The organism is Actinomycetes bacterium, from assembly GCA_024222295.1.
Lineage (GTDB): Bacteria > Actinomycetota > Acidimicrobiia > Acidimicrobiales > Microtrichaceae > JAAEPF01.
In genome coordinates this window covers 16,578-34,542 of record JAAEPF010000032.1, presented here as the reverse complement: position 1 = coordinate 34,542, position 17,965 = coordinate 16,578, and the positions used below count along the sequence as shown (strand labels likewise).

Annotated in this window: 14 protein-coding genes, 1 tRNA gene and 2 pseudogenes; 5 read left to right on the top strand and 12 right to left on the bottom strand. The window is 66.3% G+C overall.

Annotation, left to right across the window (positions count from 1 at the left end):
* Positions 1 to 99: 99 nt before the first annotated feature.
* The 5 genes and pseudogenes from GY812_10950 to GY812_10930 form a co-directional block, all read right to left on the bottom strand.
* A pseudogene (locus GY812_10950) lies at positions 100 to 291 on the bottom strand (DUF3471 domain-containing protein).
* A 90-nt stretch (positions 292 to 381) separates the two neighbouring features.
* Positions 382 to 1,074: a hypothetical protein gene (locus tag GY812_10945; protein MCP4435991.1), complete on the bottom strand. Its 693-nt coding sequence runs from the start codon at positions 1,072 to 1,074 to the stop codon at positions 382 to 384.
* Positions 1,075 to 1,168: 94 nt separating this feature from the next.
* Positions 1,169 to 2,212: a hypothetical protein gene (locus GY812_10940; protein ID MCP4435990.1), complete on the bottom strand. Its 1,044-nt coding sequence runs from the start codon at positions 2,210 to 2,212 to the stop codon at positions 1,169 to 1,171.
* Between the two features lie 116 nt (positions 2,213 to 2,328).
* On the bottom strand, positions 2,329 to 3,672 hold the full coding sequence (locus GY812_10935) for a YibE/F family protein (GenBank protein ID MCP4435989.1): 1,344 nt from the start codon (positions 3,670 to 3,672) through the stop codon (positions 2,329 to 2,331).
* A 61-nt stretch (positions 3,673 to 3,733) separates the two neighbouring features.
* Positions 3,734 to 4,201, bottom strand: coding sequence for a nitroreductase family deazaflavin-dependent oxidoreductase (locus GY812_10930; protein ID MCP4435988.1), 468 nt, complete (start codon positions 4,199 to 4,201; stop codon positions 3,734 to 3,736).
* Between the two features lie 58 nt (positions 4,202 to 4,259).
* Here GY812_10930 and GY812_10925 point away from each other — a divergent pair.
* From GY812_10925 to GY812_10915, 3 genes and pseudogenes are all read left to right on the top strand, one after another.
* Positions 4,260 to 5,954 (top strand): annotated as a pseudogene (locus GY812_10925) (FAD-dependent oxidoreductase).
* Between the two features lie 111 nt (positions 5,955 to 6,065).
* Complete coding sequence (locus tag GY812_10920) at positions 6,066 to 6,971, top strand: alpha/beta hydrolase (GenBank protein MCP4435987.1); 906 nt, start codon at positions 6,066 to 6,068, stop codon at positions 6,969 to 6,971.
* Positions 6,972 to 7,260: 289 nt separating this feature from the next.
* Positions 7,261 to 7,479, top strand: coding sequence for a hypothetical protein (locus GY812_10915; protein ID MCP4435986.1), 219 nt, complete (start codon positions 7,261 to 7,263; stop codon positions 7,477 to 7,479).
* Between the two features lie 353 nt (positions 7,480 to 7,832).
* Here the strand turns inward: GY812_10915 and GY812_10910 are convergent, their stop codons facing one another.
* Positions 7,833 to 8,363, bottom strand: coding sequence for a hypothetical protein (locus tag GY812_10910; GenBank protein ID MCP4435985.1), 531 nt, complete (start codon positions 8,361 to 8,363; stop codon positions 7,833 to 7,835).
* 294 nt (positions 8,364 to 8,657) lie between these two features.
* On the opposite strand from GY812_10910, the gene GY812_10905 reads away from it, so the two are divergent.
* Positions 8,658 to 8,730, top strand: a tRNA-Thr gene (locus tag GY812_10905).
* 282 nt (positions 8,731 to 9,012) lie between these two features.
* On the opposite strand, the gene GY812_10900 is transcribed toward GY812_10905, so the two are convergent.
* The 4 genes from GY812_10900 to GY812_10885 all read right to left on the bottom strand — a co-directional run bounded on the left by GY812_10900 (position 9,013) and on the right by GY812_10885 (position 12,911).
* Positions 9,013 to 9,852 (bottom strand): DUF4397 domain-containing protein, encoded by an 840-nt coding sequence (locus tag GY812_10900; protein MCP4435984.1) that lies wholly within the window; start codon positions 9,850 to 9,852, stop codon positions 9,013 to 9,015.
* Positions 9,853 to 10,168: 316 nt separating this feature from the next.
* A complete protein-coding gene (locus tag GY812_10895; GenBank protein MCP4435983.1) occupies positions 10,169 to 11,740 on the bottom strand; it encodes a PQQ-binding-like beta-propeller repeat protein in 1,572 nt (523 codons plus the stop codon).
* Positions 11,741 to 11,840: 100 nt separating this feature from the next.
* Entirely contained in the window at positions 11,841 to 12,068 is a 228-nt protein-coding gene (locus GY812_10890; GenBank protein ID MCP4435982.1) for a hypothetical protein, read from the bottom strand.
* 705 nt (positions 12,069 to 12,773) lie between these two features.
* Entirely contained in the window at positions 12,774 to 12,911 is a 138-nt protein-coding gene (locus tag GY812_10885; protein MCP4435981.1) for a hypothetical protein, read from the bottom strand.
* A 146-nt stretch (positions 12,912 to 13,057) separates the two neighbouring features.
* On the opposite strand from GY812_10885, the gene GY812_10880 reads away from it, so the two are divergent.
* Positions 13,058 to 14,038: a linear amide C-N hydrolase gene (locus tag GY812_10880; GenBank protein ID MCP4435980.1), complete on the top strand. Its 981-nt coding sequence runs from the start codon at positions 13,058 to 13,060 to the stop codon at positions 14,036 to 14,038.
* A 679-nt stretch (positions 14,039 to 14,717) separates the two neighbouring features.
* Here the strand turns inward: GY812_10880 and GY812_10875 are convergent.
* A complete protein-coding gene (locus GY812_10875; protein ID MCP4435979.1) occupies positions 14,718 to 16,001 on the bottom strand; it encodes a sodium:proton antiporter in 1,284 nt (427 codons plus the stop codon).
* 52 nt (positions 16,002 to 16,053) lie between these two features.
* Positions 16,054 to 17,796 carry a SulP family inorganic anion transporter gene (locus GY812_10870; GenBank protein MCP4435978.1) on the bottom strand — a complete coding sequence of 581 codons (1,743 nt, stop codon included), beginning with the start codon at positions 17,794 to 17,796 and terminating at the stop codon, positions 16,054 to 16,056.
* Between the last annotated feature and the right edge of the window lie 169 nt (positions 17,797 to 17,965).

Genomic DNA, 17,965 nt, shown 5'->3' with positions numbered 1-17,965 from the left:
TGAGTGACGACAGCGTGACCGTGGTCGCCAGGTCGGAGTCGGCCGGCACCACGAACTCCGCGAGGGCGGGTAGTCGGGCAGCTCCGGAGCGTCGAGGTAGACGAACGTATCCGCGTCGGCATGCTCGAGTGGGAACTCGAGTGGTGCGGGTCCCATGAGCAACACGAGGCCGTCGTCGGTGGACACGACCTCGACTTCGCCGACGTACGAGTTGGAGTAGGTGCCGACATAGGACTCGTCTGCGTTGGCGGGGGCGGGGTCGGTGCCGCCGGGTAGCGAGCAGAGCGACAGCGGCCGCGCATCCGGCCAACAAGCGGGTGTGCATCGGCTGTGACCGAACGATTCTCATGCTGCCGCGCTATGGACGCGACCCGCCGATCCCTACGGCCCGGTGCTGAGCCGGTCGGCTTCCGCGGTCATCTGTCGGACACAGTTGTCGCAGATGACGTGTTCGACTTCGGGAGCCGGTGGCTGCTCGAGCATGCGGTTGCGGTACACGAGCTCATCGACTGATACCCATCCGCTGCCGTCATCGCCCCGGCCGCACCAGCAGCAGACCCTGACCATCGGTGCGGATCCGTCACGCTCAGTCGAGCGGTCCATCAGGGCGACGTCGGGGCGACGCTCCTCGAACAGCAGCACCGAGCGGAAGTCGACCCGACCGTCGGCCGCAGGTGTGACCGTCATCTCGAACCAGCGCCGCGTGTCGGGCGCATCGCAGCGGAACGGCACCGTCGCCGCCGATCCCGTGCTGCGGACGCGCGACACGACCAGCTGCCACAGGTCGCGGGCTCTGTCGTCAGCGATGTAGCTCCACAGGGTGCGTGATGGATCCGGGTCGACCATCTCCGGTGCGTCGTTGTCGAGGGCGAACCGTTCCCAGTCGGAACCGGTGGCCAAGAGCGTGTCGTCGGCACCGACCGAGTACTCCACGATGCTGCCGGCACCGACGATCTCGACGTCGGCCTCGGCTTCGATACGGCCCCACAGCGAGTCGGGGGGCTCGGTGTCGGGCAGCGTGGGGCCAGCCTCACCGAGGAGGCCGTAGAGGCGTTCGAAACCTGGCTTGTCCATCGTCTCCCACGATACGCAAGAAGGCCTGCTGGAGGAGGTCGGTCTCGTCCAGCAGGCCCTCGGACCCCCCAATGTGTTGCGCTTGTACGACTGTTCAGGTTCCTTGGTGACGCCGCGTTGTGGCGACGACTCCCACGCCGATGGCGAGAAGGGCGAGGCCTGCAAGGGCGAGTGAGTTGTCCGAGCCCGTGAAGGCCAGCGTTTCCTGGTTGGAACCACGCTCCTGGCTCGCTCCGGCGACGGCTGCCTGCGGTAGCCCCACTGCCTCTGCGCTCGCCTCTGGCGCAGTACTGGCCTCGGCTGCGACTGCCGCGGCGGGAAGCACGGTTGGCGGCGGAGTCGTGGTTGTCGACTCGGGCACCGTCGTGGAGGTGGTGCTCGTTGTCTCGGGCACCGTCGTGGAGGTCGTTGTGGTCGTCGAGGTGGTGGTCGTGGAGGAGGTTGTAGTCGTGGAAGTGGTGGTGGACGTAGTCGTCGTGGGCGCCGCGCAGGGCTTGTGGTTGGCGCTGCGGCGGTTCGTCTTCTTCCACTTGTCCTTGTGGTGAACCTGCAGGGTGGTCCTGTCCTTGCCGTTGGTAGCCGGGGTGGTGATGTGCTGACCGGCGCTGTTGGCGGGCACGCCGTAGGTGCCGAGCTCGAGGTGGCCGAGGTTGACCTTGGTCCTGCCGATCTTGAGCCGGAACTGGCCGGGCACCTTCACGATGACCTTCCAGTAGTTCTCGCCGTTGGCCTCGCAGAGCGACTTCAGGGTGCCGTTCGGCTTCGGAGCCTGCTCCTGGACGGCCGCCTGGATCAGGGGTGCAGGAGCGGCGGTCGTGGTGGTGGCCGCCGGCTGCTCCTGGCCCTTCGCAGGCCCAGCCGCTGGTGCAGCCGTGGTGGGTGCAGCCGTGGTGGGTGGCGCTGTTGTCGGTGCCACAGTCGGTGTGGGTACCGCTGTGGTGGGAATTGCGGTGGTCGGCGCTGCCGTGGTGGGTACCGCTGTGGTGGGTGCAGCCGTGGTGGGTACACGCTCGGGTGCCGGTGCCGTCGTGGTGGTGCCATCGGCGGCGGCGGTGCTGGAACCTGCGGCACCGATGGCCAGCACCATGGCGGCGGTGGCGAATGCTGCGAGGAGTATGCGGGGGGTGTTGCGGGTCATGCCTCCATGGTGAGGAGTGCCTCAGCCTCCTCCAATGAGGAGAATGCTGGGGCTGACGGGCCTTCCGACCCAACACTTTGGGCCGAGGGGCCCATCGCCGAGGCCTGGCGCCAGGGTTAGCCGTCCCAGAAGTCCCGGTCGTCGCCCGAGAACTCCTCCCAGGCGGCGTCGTCGGCATCCGGGGGCGTTGCCGCCTTCGGCCCGTTGCCACCTGGCGGCGTGGTTTCGCCCGACTCCGGCTTGCTCGAGTCGGCGGGAACAGTGACGTGGCTTGCCGGTGCGCCGTGGACGTGACCGCCGTGGTCGTGGTGCCCGACATCGGAGGGTTCGAGCGTTGCCGCAGCAAGTGCGGTTGTGATCGGCACCGACAAGACCAGGCCGATGGAACCCACGAGCATCCGGATGATCTCCACTGCCACGACCTCACCGGTGAGGATCCGTGCAACCGGAGCGCTGCCCTGTGCGAAGAGCAGTACGAGAGGCAGAGCCGCGCCCGCGTAGGCGAGCACGAGGGTGTTGACCGTCGACGCGATGTGGTCGCGTCCCACCCTCACGGCCTCGCTGTAGAGCGCCCATGGGCCCATCGTGGGGTCCGCCCGCCGCAGCGCTGCCACTGTCGACACCTGGGTGACCGTCACGTCGTCGATGACGCCGAGCGCGCCCACGACGATTCCAGCGACCAGCAGACCTCGCAGGTCGAGGGCGTCGGCGGTGATTCGCAGCACCTGGGCGTCTTCGTCGCCGAGGCCAGTCAGGTTCGCGAACGACGAGGCCACCAGGGCCAACAGGGTGGTAACGAGCAGGGCCACGAGGGTGCCGGCGAGCGCGACCGTGGTGGAGAAGTCGAATCCGTGCGCCAGGTACAGCGCGAGTACGGCGATCGCGACCGTGCCGGCGAGCGCGACCCATACGGCAGGGTTGTCCCGCAGCAGCGACGGAACCACGAAGGCGATCAGGATTAGTCCGCCTGCTGCCAGCCCGAGCAACGCCCGCACGCCGTGCCAGCGCCCGAATGCCACCACGACTACAACGAAGAGGATTGCGAGTACCCACAGCGAGCTGGTGCGCTGGAAGTCCACGAATACGTAGCGGTACGGCTCGGGCGAGGTCGGCACATCGAGCACGATCACGGCGTCGCCCTCTGCCACGCTCGGCAGGTCGAGGTCGTCAGCCGCCACGACGAACTGCCCGGTGGCTCCCGCATCGGGGCCGGAGGTGAGTTCGAAGGTGGCGATGGAGCAGTCGACGGCAGACACGATCTCGAGGCTCTGGCATTCGTCCACCGAGATCTTCGTGACCGTCGCGTCGAAGTAGTCGTCCTGGGGGAACCCGAGCGACGGCGCTTCACCCGTCGGCCAGAACGCGATGATCCCGACGAACGCCAGCACAGCGGCGGCCGCCACCGACCAGGTGACGACCTTGCGGATCGTCGTGCGGTCTGGGGTTACCGGGGCTCCCACCCGGCCAGTCTTGCAGGGGTCGCGGTGCGGTCCGTGCGACCGGCCGCCGGGGCGGGCAGCGTCAGGTGGGACTCAGCCTGAAGATCCGGATGTCGCGGTCGGTGCGGGTGAGATATGTGCGGAACTGGGGCACGATCTCGTGCAGTCGCGGCCAGATCTCCTCTTTCTCCTCCGCGCTCATCGAGTGGGCATTGACCTCGAAGTCGACCCCGTCGGAGTTGACCCAGGCCTTGGGGTCGGCTTCGAGGTTGTACATCCAGCCCGGATGGTGCTCCTGGCCGAAGTTGGATGCCACCACCACGAAGTCGTCGCCGTCGTGCAGGGCCGCCAGCTGCACGTCGCGCTTCTGGCCCGACTTGCGGCCGGTCGTGGTGAGGATCACCTGGGGAATCGTGGGTCGACCCGCCATCACCCAGCGCCCGTTGGTTTTTCGGTAGATCCACGGATCGATGCGCGCCGCGGTCTGGCGTGTGAGCCATCCCCCTACCTTGGTGGAGGAGAGCCAGTTGACGAAGTCCCGGTAGGCCATGGTGGCCATCTTTGCCGACCGGCGGCACGGCCGCTGACCGTGGCGCTGTTGGCTTACGATGCCGCCCGTGAGCAATGAGTCTGGCCCCGAAAGGGGCTCCCCGGTCATCGTGCTCGTCTCCGAGGAGCACTGCGAAGATCTCCGTGACGCGTTCTGGCGTTACGGGCGCGAGTACGACCTGCGCACCGCCCGGTCCTGTGCCGAGGCCCTCGACGAGGCAAACTCGGCCATCGGTGCAGGGGTGCCGGTCGCAATGTTCGTGTCCGACAGCCTGCTGCCCGACACGGACCTACGCGATGCGATGGCTCAGTGGAGGGCGGCCTCGCCGACTGCTCGCCGCGTGGTGGCGCCGCCCGTGGAGCGCTACCTCGAGCAGGGCCCCGTGTGGCGTCCGGAGATGTCGCGGGGCACCTTCGACAGCTACCTGATCATGCCCCAGGGCGTGCGCGACGAGGAGTTCCACAACTCGATCACCGACCTGCTGTCCGAGTGGAACTCCACGGCGGTGGACCCGGAGGTGGTCGTGGCGAGGATCATCGCACCGGGGGTGGATGCCCTGGTGCAGGACCTCCAGGACTTCATGGATCGGATGGGTGCCTCGAGCGAGGTGTACCCACCCGACTCCGAGGTGGGTCGGGAGGCGCTGTCGGTGCTGCCCGGCGCCGACCTGCCGGTCGTGTGGCTGATGCAGCGGGAGCCGATGGCCGTGAGTTCCGTTCGCGACCTGGCATCGTCGATCTACTCCTCGATGTCCGAGAAGTCCTTCGACGGTGTTGTCGACCTCGCCGTTGTGGGAGCAGGCCCGGCAGGACTGGCCGCCGCCGTCTACGGCAGCTCGGAGGGGCTCAGCACCGTGGTGCTCGAGTCGGGGGCGATCGGCGGTCAGGCGTCGACGAGCTCGATGATCCGCAACTACCTGGGTTTCCCCCAGGGGATCTCGGGCAAGCGCCTGGGCCTTCGGGCGCGGTTCCAGGCCCAGCGGTTCGGCACGCGTTTCTACATCGGCTGGGAGGTCGAGGACCTGGTGCCCGGCAACGGGGAACCCCATCTGCTGCGCACCGCCTGTGGTGACGTGCGTGCCAGGGCTGTGGTCGTGTCGTCCGGCGTCGAGTAACGCAAGCTCGGTGTGGAGTCGGTCGAGGACCGGCTCGGCCGCGGCGTCTACTACGGCGCTGCCCTCACCGCCGCACGCGAGCTCGAGGGCAAGGACGCATTCGTGGTGGGAGGTGGCAACTCCGCCGGACAGGCTGCAATCCACATCGCGCGCTTCGCCCACTCGGTCACGATCCTGATCCGCCGAGCGGACCTGTCCGACACGATGTCTCAGTACCTGATCACCGAGACAGAGAACACGCCGCGGATCACCGTCGAGGGCTCGACAAGGGTTGTGGGCGGTGGCGGCGATGTGTGGCTCGAGTCGATCACGACCGAGGACGTCGGCACGGGCGAGCGCCGGGAGCGGCCCGCTGCCGGGCTGTTCCTCCTGCTGGGCGCCACTCCGCACGCCGAGTGGCTGCCGCCCGCGGTGGCGGTCGATGACCGTGGCTTCGTTCTGACGGGCAGCAATGTGCCCCAGGAGCTGTGGGTCGACAGCACGCCGCCCCCGAACCTCGCCACCACCGTTCCCGGCGTGTTCGCGGTTGGCGACGTGCGTTCGGGCTCGATGAAGCGGGTGGCTGCCGCTGCCGGCGAGGGTGCCTCGGTCGTGCCCCTCGTGCACGAATATCTCGCCGGCCAGGGCGTGCTCGCCTGACGGGTCGGCCGTGACCGTCGGCGGACCAGCAGTTACCCTTCCACCAACGGTCCGGGGCGAAGGGACCGGCATGGCGGGCCCCGCGGGCCTGAGGCGACAGGAGATTGGCTGATGCGCAGATTGACTCCACTGCTTCTCGTGGTGACGGCGTTGCTGGCGACAGCGTGCACGAACCGGGCGCCGGCACCGCTCGGCACCGAGCGGTATGCCGAGGAGGTGTTCGCGAGCACCCGGACCACGTACGACGTCGTGTACGCGAGCGCTCCTGACCTGGTGTCGGGCCAGCCTGTCGACCTCGTTCTCGACTGGACCGAGCCGGTGTTGGACACTCTGGCCGAGCGACCCGTGATCGTGTGGATCCACGGGGGCGGATTCAAGGGCGGGGACAAGTCCAGCCTCTCGCCCCTTGCGGCGGCGTGGGCCAAGCGCGGGTACGTCACTCTGTCGATCAACTACCGGGTGGACCCGGGCAACCGGTGTCAGGAGTTGCAGGACGGCGAGATCACCGACCCCACGGAGCTCGAGCAGGAGACGGCGCGTTGCACGGCGGCGATCATCGCTGCGCAGCACGATGCGCAGGCCGCTATCCGCTGGGTGCGCGCCAACGCCCTGTTGCTCCGGGCCGACCCGACCCGCGTGGCGGTCGGTGGAACGTCCGCCGGTGCGGTCACGGCGGTGAATGTCGCCCAGCGCTCCGATGACCCCGGCACGGTGGGCACCGACCTCGCCTTTGACTCGTCGGTCGCAGCCGCACTGGCGGCATCGGGTTGCCAGTACCTCCCAGAGGACATTGACTCGTCGGATGCTCCGGTCCACCACCTCGCCTCTGAGTTCGATGCCGCCGTGCCCTTCGAGTGCACCATGCAGACCGAGGCCCTCGCTCTCGCTGCGGGCGTGGACGCGGGTTCGGCCTACTACTACGGCGAGGGCACACACGCGCTGGGGCTCTACAACAAGTACCGATCGGAGGTCGACCCTCTCTGGTCGGCGTTCCTGATCCAGCATCTGGGCCTCTGAGCCCCGGCACCAGTTCCCTTCGCGGTCTGCCCCCTCAGGTAGTGGACCCGGCTTGCCGATGAACGATCCAGCCGACAAGCAGGGCGCGGACCAGCCGTGGTTGCTGCTGGCTGTGCAACTCCAGGGAGCCCGGACAGATGAATGATCGAGGGGGTGAACGCGGCGCTGTCACCGGTTCCGTCTGGCTTCGTGGCATGAAGCTCGCCATGTCCTGGCTGATCGCCGCATCGGTGATGCTGGTTCCCAACGCGGATGCCATCGTGCGGGGACCACGAGGGCCGGAGCGCTCTTGCCCACGAGCGGCGGCCTCCTGACGTTGTCCGGTCGGTATCGCAACTACGCGATTCGCCTGCCGCTGCTCGGCCTGCTGCTTGCTTCCATGATCTTGCCGATCGTCCTGATGGCCGACCCCGGGACAACCACGATTGCCCTACTGGTGGCCGTTTCAGCTCCGAACCTGCTCGCGCTGCCCTGGTACTGGATCCGGGTGGGCCGGCATGCCAATTGAGGCGATGGCCGGCTGAGGACAACGTTCGAACCTCGTTTACAATCCGCGGAGCTTTCCGCGGTGTAAACCGCGGAAGTCCCGCCCGAGTGGGAGGTCCGCGGTTTGCTTCCTCCGTGGGGCTAACAAGCAAGGTGGCAGGCATTGCCAGCCAGGTTTGGGAACGCGGGATGGGTCAACGTGGAACGCTGGTCCGTGAGGTGCCCGACTGCGGTACTACAGACCTTCTGCTTGGGAGGCTGATGCGATCAAGAGGGGGTCGAGCTGCTCAGCTCCACGTGCCTCGTTCCCACCTCCAGTGCAGCTGCGGGCGCATCCTTGCTGAGCTTGCGCGTTGCCACGGCCACTCGAGGTTCTCATCGACGCTGATCAGTACCCCGATCTCGCGGGTGGTTGTCTTCCGGTGCATCAGAGGGAACCAAGTCATCTATCCGGGGGCCTCTGAAGGAGCTGACCGCCACAACCTCCGACTCCAATTGGCCGTAGTGGCCACACGGGCTCCAGCCGAGTACCTCACCGCATACAGCTGCCCCGATCACGAGCAGCTGCGTCTGGAACCAGAGACGTGCTCCTGTCTCGGAGTCGCTATTGCCGTCGCGGTTCAGTTCTCCAAAGAGCTCCTCTGCGGTTTCCAGCTGAGCGTCTGCGGCGGTCAGAACGCCTTCCGCCCGACGCTGGCGGACCTCGGCAGCGTCGAGGACTACTACGTCGAGCAGACCCACCTCGCCGTCGGACAGCTCTCGGAATACCGCATCGGCGCTCTGCAGCCAATCAAGAGCGTTTCCGGCCTTGGACAAGGTCCAGGTTCCCGCCCAGTCCTGGTGCGGCTTCAGAGCCTCGTCCAACGCCGCCGCGAGTTGGTCATTAATGCTTCGGCTCTCGGACACCCGCCGTAACGTAGCCCGCCTGTGATACGGCGCTGTTCCCTGGCCAGTTCGGCAGATGTTGACCTCGTGCAGCTAGGACCTAACAGAGGCCGATTGCGGGGCCGCCCGGGTAGATCCGAAAGTCCTCCGCGCGCCAGAGGCCAGTCGGAATCGCGAAGGCCCGCCGACCCCGTGCGTTCTGCGACTGCGCCATGCTTCGGTAAGCACGATCGCCCTCACCCACGAGATCGGGGAGCCGGAAGGACCTCGTTTACAATCCGCGGAGCATCCCGCGGTGCATAACGCGGAAGCCCCGCCCGAGTAGCTCAGTTGGCAGAGCAGCTGTCTTGTAAACAGCAGGTCGCAGGTTCGATTCCTGTCTCGGGCTCTAGCGAGAACCCAGTAATGGTGCGATTCAGCACCGGCGTGCTCGCCCGTCGACCGCTGGCCTGGACCACGATGTAGCCCTGGATGTAGCCACGTAGTCCCGGACTCTTCGACGGACGGTGGCCGACGGCTACTTGGGGCCCTCAACCAAACGAGGGATCCTCCCCCCGGTGCGCGGCTTGGAACCCAGCGCAGCAGAAGGGGCTGAGCGGTTCAGCCGTTTCGCGTGCATCGCGGTTTCTCACCACCTAGAGAACAGAGTGGGGGCGAGCAGGGATTCGCGTCAGCCCGTGATGGCGAGGGGAGCTGCGCCAGACTGGGTAGCGGTGGCCGGGGCGACAGCACTGGGCGCAGGGGCGACCGTGGTTGTCGTGTCACCTGCGGTTGTCGTCGTGGTTGTCGTCTCGCACTGCTCGAGCTGGTCCTCGCCAACAAGGGGCACGACAGGAGTGGAGCCGTCATCGCCAGCGATATTCCCGACCACGAACACGAGCGTATTGGCCTGAGCCGCAACCGGGATTGAGGCCGGGCCGACCACCGCTGTGTCGCCCAGGTTCACCTGCACGTCGTAGGAGGCGGCGGGCAGGTCGGCGTCGAGTGAGTTGCCGAAGGTCAGGTTGCCGACCGGGTCGCCAGCGACGAGCACTGTCACCTCAGGGGTATCACCCGAGGCGTGGGCAGCGGTTAGGCGACCGGAACCCTCGTCGACGCAGTCCGAGTTCAGCGGGTATGGCGTCAGGGCGAGCGTGTTGGCAGCCGATGTGGCGACCAGGGCAACGGCGCCGCCGGTGGGTGTGACGCTCTGGGTGATCAGCGCATTGGCCTGGCCCGGGTCGGCGCAGTCGACGTTGGCTCCGCCGTAGACGACGATGTCGACGGCTGTGCCGCTGGTCAGCGCCGTCGGGCCGACGATCTGGCCGAACTCGAAGTCACCGATCAGCTCGGCGCCGTTGGCACATACGGTGACATTCGTGCCACCGTCCGTCTGCGCTGTCTGACCGTCCAGATTCAGTCCGTGCACTACGTACACATCCGTCGTGGTCTGGGCTCCGGCCGGGCCACTGATCAGCGCAATCGTCAGAACTGCAGCCACGGTAAGTGCGGTGGCGATAAGTCGTTTCATCTCCCCAGCTCCATTCGGGTCGCTACTTCGTGACGGGAGGCCCCATCGTTGTGTGGTTCGACCGCGGCGCGTCTTGCGGATGCGGTTCCGCCCGAAATCCATCATCCCCGATGGCCCACGGCCACGCATAGGGGGGAGGCGGCACTGGAGAAGCGACCTGTGATCGACAAGTCGCGCGGTAGCCAACTATCGATCGTCGGATACGTCGATCACTTTCTGTGCAATCAGTGCGATGTGGGCGAGATCCGCAGGGAGTGGCGCCACATCCGCCCCGGGGAGAATCCGGCCGGCTGAGCCGCGGTCAGGCAACTGCGCATCAGGGTGGTGTGATGTCTCCGAGGGAGAAGAAGCGGCCGCCGCGGGTACCCACGAACAGGCGGCCCTCCCACAGAGCAGGTGTCGACTCGATGCATCCACCGACGTCCACCGACCACAGTTCGGGAGGCTGGATCCTTTCATTGCTCACGTCGTAACCGTGCAAGGTGCCGTTGCAGTCTCCCTGCACGAGTTTCTCGTCGACCACCACCGGCGATTGCCATGTGGGTCCGGTCAACTCGAAGCTCCACAGCTTCTCTCCGGTCATGCGGTCCAGTGCGAGCACCTCACCGCCATCGGTCGGGGCGATAACGACGGTGTCGAGCAATGCCGGTGTCGCCCAGAAGCCTGCAGGAATGTCGCCCTGGTCCTTGTAGGACCAGACGTATGGATCATCGGGCCTGCGCGGGTCCAGCTTCATCAGCTGGCCCAGGAAACGACCCTGCGCGTTCGCGCGTTCGAACTCGACCGCCACGTAGAGGAAGCCGTCCTCGTCGATCACGACCGAGGCGTCGGTGTCGTCGCCGGTCCAGAAGCGGAAGGTGCGTGTCGGCGTGCCGCCCATTCGCAACGGCGCCAGGTCCCAACCCTGCACGAGGCCACCCGAGTTGGCGAAGTACACGGTGTCGCCCCAGACGGCCACAGAGTTCTCGATCGACATCTCGTTCGCCCGGTTCCCTGCGAGGTCCGCAATCACCTGGTCGTCCCATCCCGGTGTGTTGAAGATGAGCTGCGGGGCGACCGTGACCCGACCTTCGGCGTCATATCCACGGTTCAGCTGCACGACATGCAACTGGCTGTTCTCACCACCCACGATCAGCCAGTCATCCAGCACGAGCGCGGAGCCGTCCCAGTCGTTGTTCCAGAGGGTCGGGCCGACATCGGTGGCCGAGAGCCGCCACAACTCCACGGCCTCGCCCCCACGGTCGATCGCGAGGACCCTGAAGTGGTTGTCACGGCTGCCGGTGTAGACGAGTGGGAAGCCGTCGGGGTCGACCGTGACCGAACCTTTGATCAAGTCGCCGGTAGCGAAGGGAGTGAGGATGTCGCTGCCGTCAGTGCTGTCGACGAAGTGCACCGCGCGGTCGTATGCCCCGAAGACCACCCACTGCCGACCGTCACGGTTGAACACCGCGGGCTGGCCCGTCCACCCCGTGCCGCACCACTGTTTCGTCTCGTCACCAACAGTCGAATCGGCGCACATGGCGCCCGAGGCGGGATACGTCCAACGGATCTCCGGCGCGGCAGGCACTGGGCCCTTGCCGTAGTAGCTGCGGGTCGGGTTGCCGCGGAACGTGAGCAGTCCGGGCACAGTCGCACTCCATGGCCGGCGGACTCCTGCCGGCGGCGAGAGGGTCCCGTCGGGTTCCGGGGCGACCTGGGACAGATCCGGTGGAACCGAGGAGGTGGTTGACGTTGTGCTCGTGGAGGTCGAGGTCGGAGCCGACTCGACGGTCGTGGGGGTACCGCCTGCGTCGTCCCCGTTGACTCCGCCGTCCCCCACGCACCCTGCGAACAGGCAGGCGAACGCGATCACAGCCACCGAGCGGGGCGCTGTGATCGCGGCCGACATGGGTCCAGAGGCTACTGCTCGCCCCTCGGTGTGCCCGCCGCTCCTGCTCGATCCACCCGCGACCGGCGCGGATCAGTGACTTGGGCGAGGGACGCCTGGATCAGGCACGCGCCGCCTTGTGTGCCTTCAAGGAGCGGGCGCGCTTGCCCGCGTCGAGTTGCACCTTGCGGAGGCGGATCGCCTCGGGTGTGACCTCGACGCATTCATCGGAGGCGACGAACTCCAGCGCCCTCTCCAGGGAGAAACGGGTTGGAGGCGTGAGCTTCTGGGTGTTGCCCGAACCTGCGGCGCGCATGTTGGTCAACTGCTTCTCACGGGTGATGTTCACGTCCATGTCCTAGGCACGAACGTTCTCACCGACGACCATTCCCTCGTAGACCTCTTCGGTGGGGCCGACGAACAGCGTCGCCCGTTCCTGGATTGCACGATGCTGTACGGCTCGTCTAGTCGATCGACGAGGTCCTGCTTCTCTGCCATGCGAGCACGGGCGGAGCAGCTCGAGCTACTGGAGGCTCTCGGGTTCGACCCCGTCGGTCTGATCTATGGCCTGGGGTACTCCGTTCAGATCTTGTGAGTTGTGCCGCTCAGGGGCGCGGGGTGCGCACCAGCGTCGCAGTGAAAGCGACCATGTGGCTGTTCCAGCGGTTCGCGGCCAGCTGCAGCTCCTCTACACGCTCATCTACGGCGTCTACGTGTATGACGCGGGGCCGCAGTCCGGTGGGGGTGGTCCGGCGTTCGATTAGCGGCTGGTTCTCGTGGTCAACCGCATCGCCGTAGGGTCAGGCTCCACCCGGTCGGCGGTGCGGTGTTCAGGAGGGTTGGACGTTTGACCGGCCTCTGACCGGACAACGGTGACCTATGCGATGCGATCCGATCGCATACCGTCCGACGAGACACCAGCGGCACCAGTCGATTACGTCCGACTAGATAGGACGCATATGCGAGGATGCTGTCTTGTAAACATCGGGTCGCAGGTTCGATTCCTGTCTCGGGCTCAACTGACCGGCCAGTAACCCCAACGGTTCCGGCCCGGTCAACTGTCCCCCTCGGCTTTACGCATATCGGAATCCGGTGGGCCAGTGGTGGGCCAGACATTCTCGAACGCTTCGTCGAGCACCTGGGCGAGCGCCCGCTTCGATGACATCTGAGCGCGGCTGTAGACCTCGCGCATCCTGCGATCGTCCGCGTGACCGAGCGTCAGATGGCATCACTCTGGCCGGCACCGCCGCTCGAAGTGCACCCCTGAGTGGGACCCGTCAGCTCGCGAGCGCTTCTCGCAAAGCTGCTCCTATCGTGTCGGTGTCGAAAGGACCCTTCGTGTGCACAAGAGTCGTCTACACAGGTGATGACCAGCGGGTCATCACGGCCAGATCAATGGATTGGGCCGAGCGAATGGGCACGGAGATCTGGCTGTTTCCAAGAGGTATGGAGCGGCACGGTGCAGCGGGCCCGGCCAGCTGCGAGTGGAAGTCGCGGTACGGAAGCGTGGTGACCTCGGCCTACGACTCTGTTTCCACCGACGGTTTGAACGAGGCCGGACTCGTCGCGAACATGCTCTGGCTGACGGAATCCCAGTATCCAGTCTTGGACGGGTCTGCGCCCACCCTGTCCCTCGCAGCGTGGGCCCAGTACGTCCTCGACTCGTTCTCCACGGTCGCAGAGGCAGTGGCGGCCCTCGAAGCTGAACCGTTTGTCGTGAGAACGGCGGATGTGCCGGGCCAGGACCGATCAACGACGCTGCATATGTCGATCAGCGACGAGACTGGCGATTCGGCGATTTTCGAGTACTTGGACGGGCGACTCCAGATACACCACTCCGCGGCCTACTCGGTGATGACGAACTCACCCCCGTACGCCGAACAGCTATCGATCTCGACCTACTGGGAACAGCTCGGAGGCGACGTAATGTTGCCAGGAACTGGCAGGGCATCTGATCGGTTCGTTAGGGCCAAGTACTACACGGACTCAGCTGTACCCATGCCGGATGCACCCACAGCAGCTGCTGCGGCACTTGCGATCATCAGAAACGTATCGGTCCCGTTTCGCGAACCGAATATTGACTCGCCGTATCTGTCATCGACGCACTGGCGGACAATGGCTGACCACAAGGACCGGCGTTACTACTTCGATTCCGCCTACTCGCCAAGTGTCGTGTGGGTTGACCTACAAAGCGTGGACGTGACCGAGGGTTCCGGCGCCCGCCGCCTCGGCTTGAGTCAGTCAACCGCTTCGGCAGGGGATCTGACCGACAAATTGGAGGCCGCGGAGCCCTTCGAGTTCGCGCCGGTGACCTACTGAGAAAGGGAAGCGCGGGCGTAATCCCAACCATGTCAGGAACTCCCAAGTAGGTCTTGGCCAGGCCCCGGGGTGTCAGCGCACCGCCGGGGCCACTGAATGTATTCGAGTAGAGGCGCCTCACGTCCAAGGTCGCAACCCAGTCGTATCATTCGAACGTGGGTCGGCGTGTCGACGTAGATGACTTGGTCGGTGCCGCCGAGGCCGCGTCGATTCTCGGCTTGTCACACTCGAGCAACGTGTCGGCCTGCGCATGGCGTTACGCAGACTTCCCGACGCCGGTAGTCGACTTGCCAACGAGCAGGGTGAGACTGTGGCTCCGGAGCGAGATCGAAGCCCGGGATAGGTCACGATCTCACCGGCGCGGTCGTCCGCCCGGCGACTGGTTCGTAGATGCGGGGTTGGAGTCCCCGACGGTCCACTGCGTTGTGGAAGTCACAACGTTTCCCCATTTCAGAGGCCATTTCTGGACACCGCCGGCCAACCGACCTAATCACTCTCTTTCACACCCTCGCTGTCACCATGGCTTCGCCGGTTACCGAGTGGGTGAGGTTGTCAGAGGCGAGGTGACGAGGGGTGTCTGGGCGGTGAGGGTGCTTACTGCAAGCCGCGAGCCGCCCGGCGTTGCGGTCACCCCGTCGATTCGTGTGATCGAGGCCGTGAGTGCTCTTTGTGTGATGGGCTAGCGGTCGGGCGGGTCGAGCAGGTTCCGGGCGGGCGTCGTGGGTGCACCGGCGGCTTCGGGAATGTCGGGGTCTGCCGACTCTTCCCGGAGGTACCAGTCTGCGTACCGCTCCGACCCGTACCAGCTGGTGGCACCGTGTGCGTACACGCTCAGCGCGACGGTGATCATCACGACGTCGATGATCGTGTCCGATCCGGGCAGGACCGCGTCTTCGATGACGATGCCGGCGAAGATGATCGAGGCCAGCCCGCGGGGTCCGAACCAGCCGAGGTAGAGCACCGATGGCCGGCTCAGCCGAGAGCCGAACATCGCCCCGGCGACGGAGACCATCCGGACGACGGCGAGGGACAGGACGGCGTAGACCGCGATCTGCCAGGTGAGGTTTCCGAGTGCCGGGCCGAGGAGTACGGCGCCGAAGACGAGGAAGCTGACCAGCGTTAGCACGGATCCGAGTGATTCGGAGAACTCGCTCACGTCGTCGTCGAGCTCTTTTCTGGTGACGGCGCCGAGGACGAGTCCGGTGAGCCAGGCGGCGATGAAGCCGCTGCCGTCGAGGGGGACGGCGAGCCCGTAGGCGACGCCGGCGAGGCCGAGCGCTGCGACCTGTGTCCACATCGTCGAGATCCATCCCCGGCGGGCCGACTCGATGAGCGCCTTGCCGCCGAGCCAGCCGAAGCCGATGCCGACCACAGCGGCGATGAGGACTTCTTGGCCGATGAACCCGAGTACCTGGCCGATCGACCCTCCCGTGGCCGATTCCTCGGCGGCGGCGAGGAACACGAGCACGAGGGGGAGGGCGATGCCGTCGTTGAGCCCGCTCTCTACGTTGAGACCTTGACGGATCCGTTGCGGCACGCGTGGATTCGAGATGACGGCCTGACCGAGTGACGCGTCGGTGGGGGCGAGAATCGCGCCGATGAGCGCGACCTCCCAGATCCCGAGCTCGGTGAACAACAGGACCGCCGAGCCGAGCCCGACGGCGATGGTGAGCGGAAGGGCGATGAGCAACAGGCGGCCGGGGACGTAGGCCTCGTTGCGCCACGAGCTGCTGTTGACGGTGGTGGCGTCGCTGAACAACACGATGGCCAAGGTCACCTCGAGCAGCAGGGTGACGGCTTCCGACTTCGGCTCGACGTCGATCGCGCCGAGGCCGTCGGAGCCGACGATCATGCCGGCGGTGACGAAGACCATCGGTCCGGTGACCATCGTCCTGCTCAACCGCTGCGAGAACAGCGCATACAGCACGAACACCGTGGTGACGGCCAGCAGCCAGTAACTCACTCCACCACCCCACCCTGCGGCACCGGGCGCTGGGCAACGTGCGCCGCCGGCATCAATCGTCGGTGCTCGGGCCGGCGAGATCGGGGTACCGCTCCAGCACCTGCGACGCGGCGCTGCGGAGATTGGGCAGGATGCGCTCGTCGCCGATGGCCTCGACGACGCCGGCCTTCTCGGCGGTGATGCGGGCGTCACCGTGGAGTCGGGTGAGCCACATGTCGACGTCCGCGTCGCGCAGTTCGTCGAACAGGGCGACGACGCCCTCGGCGCCGGTGGTGTCGAGGTCGGCCATCTGCTCGCAGTCGACGATCAGCAGCTCGGCGGGCGGATCGGTGCGGCGCCACAGCAGCTCGCGGGCCTGCTGGGAGAACGCCTCGGCGTTGGAGAAGATCAGCGAGCCGGTCTGGCGGTAGACGACCACCTTCGGCAAGGTCTCGGCGTCGGGGTTGGCATCGACGGAGACGTAGTCGTAGTGGGTGTCATCGACCGGCACCCGGCCGAGCTCGCTGCCCTCCGGGAAGCTCGACCGGTAGATCAGCGCGACCAGCGACAAGATCACCCCGATCACGATGCCGGGCAGGATGTCGATCAGCACGACACCCAAGAACGCGGCGACGGCGAGCCAGTGGTCGATCTTGCGGATCCGCCACAGGCTCTTGAACTCGGTGAAGTCGATCAGCTTCCACACGGCGTGGATGACGATCGCTCCGAGCACCGCCTCGGGCAGCGGCTCGAACAACCAGGTCAACGCGACGATCGTGATCAACACGAAGACCGCCGCGATCACACTGGTCATCTGCGTCTTCTGGCCGGCCTCGACGCCGGCGGCGGTCTTGGAGAGGCTGCCGTCGACGACGAACCCACCGCTCAACCCGGCACCGAGGTTCGCCGCTCCGAGACCGACCATCTCCTGGTTCGCGTCGATCTGGTACCCGAACCTGGTCGCGTACGACTTCGCCGCCGCGTACGATTCGGCGAACGCCACGACGACCACCGCCAATGCGCCGCCGATCAGATCACCGAGCACATCACCTTCGGGAACCTCCGGCAGCGACAGGCTCGGTAGCTCGGCGGGGATCTCACCGACCACGTGGATCCCACCCCCTTCCCAGTCGAGGATCGCCGACAATGCGATCGCCGACAGCATCACGACCAACGCACCGGGGGTCCTCGGAAGGAACTTCTCGATCAGGAACAACGCCGCCAGCGCCCCCACTCCGACGAGGATCGTCGGCCAGTCCCAGTCGCCGAACTGGTCGATCATCGACTCCAGTTCCTGCAGGACGTTGCCGCCCTCGGACTCGATGCCGAGGATCTTGTCGAGCTGGCCGACGGCGATCACGATCGCCAGGCCGACCATGAACCCGGCCAACACCGACGACGCCATGAAGTTGGCGATCCACCCCATCCGCGCCAGACCGAGCGCGACGAAGAAGACACCGGTGAAGATCGCCAACCAGACCGTGAGCGCGAGGTACAGGCCGCCGTCCTCGCCGGCCAACGGCGCGACCACCGACGCTGAGATGATCGCTACCGTCGAGCTCGGCCCGACGAACAGCTGCTTGGACGACCCGAAGATCGCATAGCCGAGCAACGCCAACGGGGCGGTGACCAGCCCGACCTCGGGTGACACCCCGGCGATCCCGGCATAGGCCATCGCCTCGGGAACGAGCAGCGCCCACACCGTGAGCGCCGCGAGCAGGTCGTAACGAAGCCACCCGCCCCAGTCGTACTTCGGCAACCAATCGACGATCGGCAGGTAACGCCGCAGAGCGCCCTTCTCCTCCGGTTGTTTCAAGACCATCTCGTGGCTCCCTCCCTCGACCGCAGCGGGACAACGCGACGTCGATCAGCTGGCCGTGTCGTGTACGGCCTCGGCGATTTCCTTGTTGATTTCGGCGTCACTCCCTGCAGCCCCTTCGTAGCGACCTGGTTGGCCCGCTCCAGTACCCCATCGACCTTCGAGC

What these genes read in the sequence shown, in the direction of transcription:
- GY812_10945 (MCP4435991.1), bottom strand. Translation starts at nt 1,074, where the DNA reads ATGGACAAGCCAGGTTTCGAACGCCTCTACGGCCTCCTCGGTGAGGCT.
- GY812_10940 (MCP4435990.1), bottom strand. Translation starts at nt 2,212, where the DNA reads ATGACCCGCAACACCCCCCGCATACTCCTCGCAGCATTCGCCACCGCC.
- GY812_10930 (MCP4435988.1), bottom strand. Translation starts at nt 4,201, where the DNA reads ATGGCCTACCGGGACTTCGTCAACTGGCTCTCCTCCACCAAGGTAGGG.
- GY812_10920 (MCP4435987.1), top strand. Translation starts at nt 6,066, where the DNA reads ATGCGCAGATTGACTCCACTGCTTCTCGTGGTGACGGCGTTGCTGGCG.
- GY812_10900 (MCP4435984.1), bottom strand. Translation starts at nt 9,852, where the DNA reads ATGAAACGACTTATCGCCACCGCACTTACCGTGGCTGCAGTTCTGACG.
- GY812_10895 (MCP4435983.1), bottom strand. Translation starts at nt 11,740, where the DNA reads ATGTCGGCCGCGATCACAGCGCCCCGCTCGGTGGCTGTGATCGCGTTC.
- GY812_10885 (MCP4435981.1), bottom strand. Translation starts at nt 12,911, where the DNA reads ATGCGCGAGGTCTACAGCCGCGCTCAGATGTCATCGAAGCGGGCGCTC.